The sequence below is a fragment of the Sphingomonas sp. genome (genome assembly GCF_019746665.1).
GTDB lineage: Bacteria > Pseudomonadota > Alphaproteobacteria > Sphingomonadales > Sphingomonadaceae > Sphingomonas.
Window position 1 is genome coordinate 26,131 of sequence record NZ_JAIERS010000028.1, and the last position, 10,369, is coordinate 36,499.

11 protein-coding genes and 1 tRNA gene are annotated in these 10,369 nt (G+C 67.3%); 11 read left to right on the forward strand and 1 reads right to left on the reverse strand.

Translation table 11 applies throughout. The annotated features are described in order from the left end of the window. Window positions 1-20: 20 nt before the first annotated feature. From K2X73_RS15270 to K2X73_RS15315, 10 genes are all read left to right on the forward strand, one after another. A complete protein-coding gene (locus K2X73_RS15270; protein WP_294112209.1) occupies window positions 21-1,628 on the forward strand; it encodes a histidine kinase famiy protein in 1,608 nt (535 codons plus the stop codon). 227 nt (window positions 1,629-1,855) lie between these two features. Then, window positions 1,856-4,816, forward strand: a complete 2,961-nt coding sequence (locus K2X73_RS15275; RefSeq protein ID WP_294112211.1) for a valine--tRNA ligase — start codon at window positions 1,856-1,858, stop codon at window positions 4,814-4,816. 3 nt (window positions 4,817-4,819) lie between these two features. Continuing rightward, on the forward strand, window positions 4,820-5,179 hold the full coding sequence (locus tag K2X73_RS15280) for a VOC family protein (RefSeq protein WP_294112214.1): 360 nt from the start codon (window positions 4,820-4,822) through the stop codon (window positions 5,177-5,179). Further along, window positions 5,172-5,606: a GNAT family acetyltransferase gene (locus tag K2X73_RS15285; RefSeq protein ID WP_294112216.1), complete on the forward strand. Its 435-nt coding sequence runs from the start codon at window positions 5,172-5,174 to the stop codon at window positions 5,604-5,606. Before K2X73_RS15280 ends, K2X73_RS15285 begins: the two co-directional genes overlap by 8 nt. An 11-nt stretch (window positions 5,607-5,617) precedes the next feature. Next, entirely contained in the window at window positions 5,618-7,006 is a 1,389-nt protein-coding gene (locus K2X73_RS15290; RefSeq protein ID WP_294112217.1) for an MATE family efflux transporter, read from the forward strand. 40 nt (window positions 7,007-7,046) lie between these two features. Next, window positions 7,047-8,027 carry a porphobilinogen synthase gene (hemB, locus tag K2X73_RS15295; RefSeq protein ID WP_294112218.1) on the forward strand — a complete coding sequence of 327 codons (981 nt, stop codon included), beginning with the start codon at window positions 7,047-7,049 and terminating at the stop codon, window positions 8,025-8,027. Continuing rightward, the gene (locus K2X73_RS15300; protein ID WP_294112220.1) at window positions 8,024-8,545 is read left to right on the forward strand and encodes a GNAT family N-acetyltransferase; all 522 of its coding nucleotides are present in this window, start codon (window positions 8,024-8,026) and stop codon (window positions 8,543-8,545) included. The genes hemB and K2X73_RS15300 overlap by 4 nt, the downstream gene beginning before the upstream one ends. After that, complete coding sequence (locus K2X73_RS15305) at window positions 8,542-8,934, forward strand: GNAT family N-acetyltransferase (RefSeq protein WP_294112221.1); 393 nt, start codon at window positions 8,542-8,544, stop codon at window positions 8,932-8,934. The genes K2X73_RS15300 and K2X73_RS15305 overlap by 4 nt, the downstream gene beginning before the upstream one ends. Beyond that, a complete protein-coding gene (locus K2X73_RS15310; protein WP_294112223.1) occupies window positions 8,935-9,069 on the forward strand; it encodes a hypothetical protein in 135 nt (44 codons plus the stop codon). Next, entirely contained in the window at window positions 9,066-9,593 is a 528-nt protein-coding gene (locus tag K2X73_RS15315) for a GNAT family N-acetyltransferase (RefSeq protein ID WP_294112225.1), read from the forward strand. Before K2X73_RS15310 ends, K2X73_RS15315 begins: the two co-directional genes overlap by 4 nt. A gap of 107 nt (window positions 9,594-9,700) precedes the next feature. On the opposite strand, the gene K2X73_RS15320 is transcribed toward K2X73_RS15315, so the two are convergent. Then, window positions 9,701-10,186, reverse strand: a complete 486-nt coding sequence (locus tag K2X73_RS15320; protein WP_294112227.1) for a hypothetical protein — start codon at window positions 10,184-10,186, stop codon at window positions 9,701-9,703. A 106-nt stretch (window positions 10,187-10,292) separates the two neighbouring features. Between K2X73_RS15320 and K2X73_RS15325 the strand changes: the two genes are divergently transcribed. Further along, window positions 10,293-10,369, forward strand: a tRNA-Arg gene (locus K2X73_RS15325).

A 10,369-nucleotide genomic window follows, 5' to 3' on the forward strand; every position in this document is an offset into this window, starting at 1 on the left:
GCCGCGCGTTTGCATCGCCGATGCAAAATGATCATGACGGTGGCGATTCGCTTTCCGCGCCACTTCATCCCTCTCCGCCGATCGAAGATCATCGGCCGCCGCATCATGCGCCGGCCGATATTTTCTTCGCCGCCGTCAGCACGACGCGGATGCCGATGATCGTGACCGATCCGCACCAGCCGGACAATCCGATCATCTTCTGCAACGAGGCGTTCACCTATATGAGCGGCTATGACGAGTCCGAGATTGTCGGGCTCAACTGCCGCTTCCTGCAAGGGCCGGAAACCGACCGCGAAGTCGTCGCCCAGGTGCGCCGCGCGATCGAGCAGCGCGAGGAAGTGTCGGTCGAGCTGCTCAATTATCGCAAGAATGGCTCGACCTTCTGGAACGCCTTGTTCGTCTCGCCGATTTACGACGAGCGCGGCGAACTGCTGTATTTCTTTGCCAGCCAGCTTGACATTTCGCGCCGCCGGGAAGCCGAGGAAGCCTTGCACCAAGCCCAGAAGATGGAAGCCGTCGGCCAGTTGACCGGCGGCATCGCGCATGATTTCAATAACTTGCTGCAAGTGATCATCGGTTATGCTGATATGCTGGAGGGGCGCGTCGATGCCGCCGACCGGCCGGCGCAGCGCGCGCTGGAGGCGATCACCAGCGCCGCCAATCGCGGGGCGACGCTTACCCAGCAATTGCTCGCCTTCGCGCGCAAGCAGGAGCTGCGCGACCGGCTGTTGAACTTCAACACCTTGGTCAATGATTTCCGTCCGGTGATCGAGCGCAATTTGGGGGAGGGCTTGCGGCTGCGGACCCAGCTCGCCGATGAGCTGTGGAATTGCCGGGTCGATCCGGTGCAGGCCGAGCTCGCCTTGCTCAACATCCTCACCAATGCGCGCGACGCGACCGAGGGGCGGGGCACGGTGACGATCACCACCCGCAACGAGGTGATCGAGCGGCTGGACGCGCGTACCGCCAATCTGGAGCCTGGCGAATACATCGTCGTCGAGATCGCCGATACCGGCCCCGGGGTCGCGCCCGAGGCGATCGACAAGGTGTTCGACCCGTTCTTCTCGACCAAGGGGATCGGCAAGGGCACCGGGCTGGGGCTGGCGATGGTCTATGGCTTCATGCGCCAGTCGAATGGGCTGGCCAAGGTTCATAACCAGAGCGAGGGCGGCGCCTGCTTCACGCTCTATTTTCCCCGCGCGACAGGCATTCCCGATCGCAACGGCCATGCCCAGGCGGCGCGGCGGGCGCGGGCGGCGGAGCGGGTGCTGATGGTGGAGGACCAGGCCGAGGTCGCGCAGCTCGGCCAGGCGTTGCTCGAGGATCTGGGGTATAGCGTGGTCCATGCCGCCAATGCCCGCGCCGCGCTCGACATATTGGCGCACGACCAGGATTTCGCGCTGGTGTTCAGCGACATCTTGATGCCGGGCGGGATGAACGGAGTGATGCTCGCGCACCAAATTCGTCGCGATTTTCCCAAGCTGCCAATCCTCTTGACCACCGGCTATTCGGACGAGGCGCTCGACGATGGCGGCCGCAGTTTCGAGCTGCTGCGTAAGCCCTATCGCCGGCACGATCTGCATGTGCGGATCAGGGCGCTGCTCGATCGGCCGGGCGCGCGGACCTAGCGGTTTGCAGCGGATCAAGAGTGGACCTGTATAGCTCCTCCCCTGCAAGGGGAGGGGGACCGTTCGCGCCAGCGAATGGTGGAGGGGTATTGCCCTCGATCAATCGGGGACACCCCTCCGACGCGCTTCGCGCGCCACCTCCCCTTACAGGGGAGGAGCAGGGCGGGCGATAATCAGACGTTCGGGCACCCTTGGCGGCGCGCCCCAAGCGCGGCTAGACGGGCGGGATGACCGACCTTCCCAAGACGTTCGACCCCGCCGACATCGAAGCCCGCTGGTACGCCCATTGGGAGCGGAGCGGCCTGTTCCGCCCCGAGCGCCCCGGTGCCGAGCCCTGGACGATCGTCAACCCGCCGCCCAACGTCACCGGCAGCCTCCATATCGGCCACGCGCTCGATAACACGCTTCAGGACATTCTTGTCCGCCACGCGCGGCTGCAGGGCAAGGACGCGCTGTGGGTGGTCGGCACCGATCACGCCGGCATCGCGACCCAGATGGTGGTCGAGCGCCAGCTCGCCGAGCGGCAGGACAAGCGCACCAATTACAGCCGCGAACAGTTTGTCGAGAAAGTGTGGCAATGGAAGGCCGAGAGCGGCGGCGCGATCACCCGCCAGCTCCGCCGGCTTGGCTGCTCGATGGACTGGGCGAACGAGCGTTTCACGATGGACGAGGGCTTCAGCAAGGCGGTGCTGAAGGTGTTCGTCGATCTGTATAACCAGGGCCTGCTCTATCGCGACAAGCGGCTGGTGAACTGGGATCCCGAGCTCAAGACCGCGATCAGCGATTTGGAAGTCGAATCGCGCGAAGTGCGCGGCCATATGTGGCATTTCAAATATCCGCTCGCGGACGGCGAGACCTATCGCTACGTCGAACGCGATGCGGACGGCAACATAACTTTCGAGGAAGAGCGCGATTACATCTCGATCGCGACAACGCGTCCTGAAACGATGTTGGGGGATGGCGCGGTCGCGGTGCATCCCAGCGATGAGCGCTATCGCCCCATCGTCGGCAAATATTGTGAAATCCCGGTTGGACCGAAGGCGCATCGCCGACTGATTCCGATCATCACCGACGATTATCCCGATCCCAATTTCGGCTCGGGCGCGGTGAAGATCACCGGGGCGCATGACGCGAACGACTATGGTGTCGCCCAGCGCAACGGCATCCCTATGTATCGCCTGATGGACGAGGTGGCGGTGATGCGGACCGACGGTGCGCCCTATGCCGTCGCCGCCGCGCGGGCGAAGGAAATTGCGGGTGGCGCGCCGGCCACGCCGGCGGAGATCGACGCGCTCAATCTGGTGCCGGAGGCGTATCGCGGGCTCGACCGTTATGAAGCGCGCAAGCGCGTGGTCGCCGATATCGACGCCGACGGCCTGATGATCCGCGTCGAAGACAAAACGATCATGCAGCCGTTCGGCGATCGCTCGGGCGTGGTGATCGAACCGATGCTGACCGACCAATGGTATGTCGACGCGGCGACCTTGGCGAAGCCCGCGATCGAGGCGGTGCGCTCGGGCGCGATCAAGATCGTGCCCAAGAGCTGGGAGAAGACCTTCTTCAACTGGATGGAGAATATCCAGCCGTGGTGCGTGAGCCGGCAGCTGTGGTGGGGGCATCGCATTCCGGCGTGGTTCGCCGACGACGGGCGAGTGTTTGTCGCGGAAAACGAAGCGGCGGCACAGGCGCTGGCCGGCGACGGGGTGGTGCTTACCCAGGACGAAGATGTCCTCGACACCTGGTTCTCCTCCGCGCTCTGGCCGTTCGCCACCTTGGGGTGGCCGGGCGAGCCTCACCCCTCCCCTTCAGGGGAGGGGACGGGGGTGGGGGCGGGCATCACGCCGGACGCCTCTTCAGCGCGCCCCCACCCCAACCCCTCCCCTGAAGGGGAGGGGCTCAGAATGCCGGCCCCCCGCTCCGGTCCGGCGGGCGGGAGAGGCAGCAACTTGAACGGCCGTTACCCCAATGACGTGCTCGTCTCCGGCTTCGACATCCTGTTCTTCTGGGATGCGCGGATGATGATGCAGGGCATCCACTTCATGGGCGATGTGCCGTTCCGCACGCTCTATCTCCACGGGCTGGTGCGCGCGGCGGACGGGCAGAAAATGTCCAAGTCCAAGGGCAATACCGTCGATCCGCTCGGGCTGATCGACAAATATGGCGCCGACGCCCTGCGCTTCTTCATGGCGGCGATGGAAAGCCAGGGGCGCGACATCAAGATGGATGAGCGCCGGATCGAGGGCTATCGCAACTTCGCGACCAAGCTGTGGAACGCGGCGCGCTTCGCCCAGGCGAACGGGATCGGCGGCAGCGCGGGGGTGGCGCCGCCACCGGCGACGCTGGCGGTGAACCAGTGGATCATCGGCGAGACGGTGGCGACGGTGCGCGCGATCGACGCCGCGCTCGCCGATTACCGTTTCGATGGCGCGGCGAACGCGATCTACCACTTCGTGTGGGACCGCTTCTGCGACTGGTATCTGGAACTGATCAAGCCAATCTTGATCGAGGAACCGCAATTGCCGCCTGGCGCGGTGCCTAATAATCGCGTGGATGAAACCCGAGCGGTCGCCGGATGGGTCCTCGACCAGATCCTAGTATTGCTCCACCCCTTCATGCCCTTCATCACGGAAGAGCTGTGGTCAAAACTTGCCAAGCGGGAGCAAAATCTGATCGTCGCTGCCTGGCCTAGGCCGGCAGATGTCGACGTTGATGAGGCGGCCGCGCGGGAAGTGGATTGGGTCATCCGGTTGGTTAGTCAAGTGCGAGCGGTTCGAGCCGAACTTAACGTGCCGCCGGGAGCACCGGTGCGACTGATCCACGACGATATCGACGCTGAAACGCAGAACCGGATCAATCGTAATTCTGCGTCGTTCCGTCGTATGGCTCGGATCGCCGATGTGGAGCATCGGCAAGGTGCGGAGCTTTCCGAGGTCGCGCAGGTCGTCGTAGACGGGGTGACGTACTTTATGCCCCTAAAGGGCATCATCGACCTCGCCGCCGAACGCGCGCGCCTCGGCAAAGCGATCGCCGCCGCCGAGAAGGAGCGCGACGCGCTCGCGGGCCGGCTCAACAACCCCAGCTTCGTCGAGCGCGCCAAGCCCGAAGCGGTGGACAAGGCCCGCGCCGATCACGCTGAAAAAGCGGCGGAGGCCGAACGCCTCGCCGCCGCGCTAGCGCGCCTGGGATAGGCCATGAAACTCGATCACGCCGTCATCCTCGTCCGCTCGCTCGAGGCGAGCCTGCCTTGGTACACGACGATGCTCGGCGCGATCGGCTTTACCAAGACGCGCGAGCATGTGTGGCTGAGCGATGACGGCTTCGCGATCGACCTGAAGCAGGCCAATGCCGATACGCCCGGCTATCAGCGCTACGCGCCCGGCCTCAACCATCTCGGCTTCACCGCGCCCGACGAGGCCGCGCTCGACGCGGTGCGCGGGGCGATGGCGGCGGCGGGCCATCCGGTCGCGGACAAGCAGCATTTCGGCGACAGCATCGCCACCTTCTTCAAGGACCCGGACGGGATGCGGGTTGAAGTAACCGTCTATGAATGACGGCGCGGGCGGCGCGGGGGGTCTCGCCCCGCTCTCCGCCGCCGACGCCGATGCCGCGATCGCGCTGTGGCACGAAGCGGGGCTCACCCGACCGTGGAACGATCCCGCGCGGGATTTCGCCCGCGCGCTCGCCGGCCCGGCCTCGACCATCCTGGGGCTGAAGCACGATGGCGCCCTGATCGCGACGGTGATGGTCGGTGATGACGGGCATCGCGGCTGGCTCTATTACCTCGCCGTCGCGGCCGATGCGCGCGGGCAGGGGCATGGCCGGACGGTGCTGCGCGCCGCGGAAAGCTGGCTCGCCGCGCGCGGCTGCCCCAAGGCGATGCTGATGATCCGGGGCGACAATCCGGTCGGGGGCTTCTACGCCGCCGCCGGCTACGCGACCGAAGACGTGCAGGTGATGGCGCGCTGGCTCAAAAGCTGACAAGGAGCGCCATGGCCAGCCGACCCGCCAATCGTGATCTTACGCAAGGCCCGATCGCGCGCACGCTCGCGCTGTTCGCGCTGCCGACGCTGGGCGCGAACATCCTGCAATCGCTGAACGGCTCGATCAACGCGATCTGGGTGGGGCGTTTCCTCGGCGAAAGCGCGCTCGCGGCAACGAGCAACGCCAACAACATCATGTTCCTGTTGTTCGCCGCCGTCTTCGGCTTCGGCATGGCGGCGACGATCTTCATCGGCCAGAGCATGGGCCGGCGCGATCTCGACGGCGCGCGGCGCGCCTTCGGATCGGCGGTGGGGCTGATCTTCTGGACCTCGGTGGTGGTCGGCATCGCCGGGTGGTTCGCCGCGCCCGCCATCCTGCGGCTGCTGGAGACGCCGGGCGAGGCGATGCCGCTCGCGCTCACTTATCTCCGGATCATCTTCCTCGCGCTGCCGCCCTCGATGCTGTCGGTGCTCATCACGATGGCGCTGCGCGGCACCGGCGACGCGATCACGCCACTCTGGTTCGGGGCGCTGGCCTCGCTGCTCGATGTGGCGCTCAACCCGCTGCTGATCCTGGGCGCCGGCCCGATTCCGCGCCTGGGCATCGCCGGCTCCGCGATCGCAAGCCTGATCGCGACCTGCACCGCGCTGGTCGCGCTGATCGCCTATATCTATGCGCGCGATCTGCCGATCCGCCTGCGCGGGGCTGAACTTGCTTATCTGCGCCCCGGGCCGGCCGCGATCGGCGCGCTGGTGGCGAAGGGCGTGCCGATCGGCGCGCAGATGATCGTGATCGCGGTGGCGGGGCTCACCATGTTCGGGCTCGTCAATCGCGAGGGGGTCGATACCAGCGCGGCGTTCGGGGTGACGCTCCAGCTCTGGGCCTATATCCAGATGCCGGCGATGGCGATCGGCGCGGCGGTGAGCGCGATGGCCGCGCAGAATATCGGTGCGAACCGCTGGGACCGGGTGAACGCGATCGCCCGCGCTGGTTTGCTGCAGAATTTGGCGATCACCGGCGCGATGGTGCTGGTGCTGCTCGTCTTCGATCGCGCAGTGATGGCGCTGTTCCTGGGGAACGCCAGCCCGGCGCTGCCGATCGCGCGGCATATCCAGCTGCTCGCCAGCTGGGGCTTCATCCTGTTCGGCGGGACGATGGTGTTCTTCGGCGTGGTCCGCGCGAACGGCGCGGTGCTCGGGCCGCTCCTGATCCTGCTGGTCGCGATGTTCCCGGTGCGCCTCGGCTTCGCGCTCGCGCTGCGGCCGATGCTGGGGGTGGACGCCTTGTGGTGGAGCTTCCCGGTGGGTTCGGTGATGACGGTGACGCTCGCCGGGCTGTTCTACGCCTATGGCCCGTGGCGCCGGGCGCCGGCGATGCGGATGGCGACGGCGGGCTGAAGGCTTGCGCCCGCCCGCGCCCCGGCGCACAACGCCCGCCATGCGCTATCCCGCTCTCCGCCTCCGCCGCACGCGCGTCGCGCCCTGGAGCCGCCGGCTTCATGCCGAGACCACCATCACTCCCGCCGACCTGATCTGGCCGCTGTTCATCACCGCGGGCCAGGAAGAGGAACCGATCGCGAGCCTCCCCGGTGTCTCGCGCTGGCCGGTCGCCGGCATCGTCGCACGCGCGAAGGAGGCCGCGGCGCTCGGTATCCCCTGCGTGGCGCTGTTCCCCAACACTCCCGCCGACAAGCGCAGCGACGAGGGTGAGGAAGCGCTCAACCCCGATAACCTGATGTGCCAGGCGATCCGTGCGCTGAAGGACGCGGTGCCCGAGATGGGCGTGCTCACCGATGTCGCGCTCGATCCCTATACGACGCATGGGCATGATGGGCTGGTCGACGCCGCCGGCTATGTCCGCAACGACGCGACCGCCGATGTGCTGGTGCAGCAGGCGCTCAACCAGGCGGCGGCGGGCGCCGACATCATCGCCCCGAGCGACATGATGGACGGCCGCATCGGCCTGATCCGCGAGGCGCTGGAGGAGGAGGGGCATGTCAACGTCCAGATCATGGCCTATGCCGCCAAATATGCGAGCGGCTTCTACGGCCCGTTCCGCGACGCGGTGGGGAGCCGGGGCCGGCTGAAGGGCGACAAGAAAACCTATCAGATGGACCCCGCCAATGCCGAGGAGGCGCTGCGCGAAGTCGCGCTCGATCTCGATGAGGGCGCCGATAGCGTGATGGTGAAGCCCGGCCTGCCCTATCTCGACATCATCTGCCGCGTGAAGGCGGCGTTCGAGGTGCCGGTGTTCGCGTACCAGGTGTCGGGCGAATATGCGATGATCGAGGCGGCGGTGGCCGCCGGCGCCGCCGAGCGCGACGCGCTGGTGCTGGAGACTTTGCTCGCCTTCAAGCGCGCGGGCTGTTCGGGGGTGCTGACGTATCACGCGCTCCACGCCGCCCGGCTGCTGGGATGATCGAGACGGCGCGGCTGGTGCTGCGCCCCTGGCGGCCCGATGACCGTGCCGCGTTCGATGCGCTGTTCAACACGCCGGCAATGATGGCGCGGCTCGGCGGATTGAAGCCACCCGAGGCGATGGCCGAAATCTTCGCGCGCCGGCTGAACGATTATGCGCGCCATGGGCTGTGCTATTGGGCGGTGATCGACCGGCACGAGGGGGTGCTGGTCGGAAGCTGCGGCGTGCGCGTCGCCGACAATTATCCGGGCACGCCGGTGGCTGACCAATATGAAGCCGGGTGGCGGATCGGCGAGGCCTATTGGCGGCGCGGCTATGCGCTTGAGGCAGCGGTGGCGAGCATCGCCTGGCTGTGGGCCAAGCGGCCGGCGCGTGCGGTGTTCGCCTGGACGACGGCGGCGAACCACGCCTCGCTCGGCGTGATGCGGGCGCTGGGGATGGACCGGCGCCCGGCGCTCGATTTCATTCGGCCGGGCAGTGGCGAAGCGTGCCTTGTCCACGGCATGGCGCGGCCATGATCGAGACCGACCGCCTCGTGCTGCGCTGGCCCGAGCCGCGTGACCGCGCCGCGCTCCAGGCGATGTGGGCCGATCCGCGGGTGATGGCCGATCTGGGGCCGGTGAAGGATGCCGCCGCGAGCGATGCCGCGCTCGCCCGCCACGAAAGCTATCGGCATCATGGGGTCGGCTTTTGGGTGGTCGAGCGCCGCGCCGCGCTAGGCGTCATCGGCTTTTGCGGGCTGAAACTGGCCGGCGATTATGTGCCGTTCCCCGGTGAGCTGGAAATTGGCTGGATGTTCGCCGAAGCCCATTGGGGGCAGGGCTATGCGCGCGAGGCGGCGGCGGCGAGCCTGGCCTGGGCTTGGATCCATCGGCGTGAGCCGCGCGTCATCGCGATCACCGCGTAGGTGAACCTGAAGAGCCGCCGGTTGATGGAGCGACTGGGGCTGTGTCGGGTCGAAGGGGCGGAGTTCGACCATCCGCTGTTCGAGCCCGGCGACCGCTTGCGCCGAACCGTCACTTACGCGATCGACCGGCCGTGATCGAAACCGACCGCCTGATCGTCCGCCCCTGGCGCGATGCCGACCGCGCGCCCTTCGCCGCGATGAACCAGGACGAGGCCGTGCGCCGTTACCTCGGCCCGCCGCAGTCGCGCGCGGAAAGCGATGCGGCGGTCGACCGGATGATCGCGAGCCAGGCCGAACATGGCTGCTGCTTCTGGGCGGTCGAGCGCCGCGACGATGGCGCGTTTCTGGGCTTTTGCGGCATCAAGCCCGGGCGCTGGCCGATCGAGGGACTACCGGAGATCGGCTGGCGGCTGGCGTGGGCCGCCTGGGGTCAGGGCTATGCGCGCGAGGCGGCGGCGGCGTGCCTCGAATGGGCTTGGGCCGCGCGTGACTGGCCGCATGTCTATGCGATCACCGTGCCCGCCAACAGCGCGAGCTGGGGGCTGATGGAGCGGCTCGGCATGGAACGGCTGGCGGACGGCGATTTCGATCACCCGGACGTGCCCGAAGGCAGCCCGCTCAAGCGTCATCTCACTTATCGCATCGCTTGCCCGGCCTAGAGCGATTTCGAGGCAGGTGGGATCACCTGCCGGCTCGGAAATCGCGGATAAACAAACGCCTAGAGCGGCGATCCGATTTTATCGGATCGAAAATCGCTCTAGCCCGCTCATTTCGTCGGCAGTTGCTGGGTGAGGGCGGTGATCCGCGCCTCTTGGGCCTCCAGCTGCGCCTTCGCCTCGGCATAGGCCGCGTCGAGCGCCGGGTAGGGCGGGGCGACCGCCGCCGCGCGCTCGATGGTGAGCAGTTCGAGATCGCTGGTGCGGGCCGAACTCTCGGCGCGCAGTATGTCGAGATCGGCGAGCGCGGCCTGTGCGTCGAGCCATGCTTCGCTGCCCGCCGGTGCCTCCTTGGCGCGCGCAACCAGCCCGGTCGCGCGTTCGGCATAGGGCGTGAAGCTCTTGGCGCTACGCTCCAGCGCCGCGCGCGCCTCGGCGATCTTCGCGTCGAGCGCGGAATCGGGCTGGGCGATGGCGGCGGGGCGCACCGGCTCGGCGTCGTTGCGCGTCTCGATCGTGCGCGGCAGCAGCGAGGGATAATCGCGCCGTCCCGCGCAGCCGGCCAGCAGCAGCAGGAGGAGAAGCGCGCGCACCATGGAGCGCGGCTTAGGCGCCACGGGAAGGCGATGCAAGCCGCGCCGGGCGCCCGCGTTCAAAGGGCTTGCACCCCCGCGATTCGCCGCCTATAGGCGCCCTTCCCACGCGCCCGTAGCTCAGCTGGATAGAGCATCAGACTACGAATCTGAGGGTCGGACGTTCGAATCGTTCCGGGCGCGCCA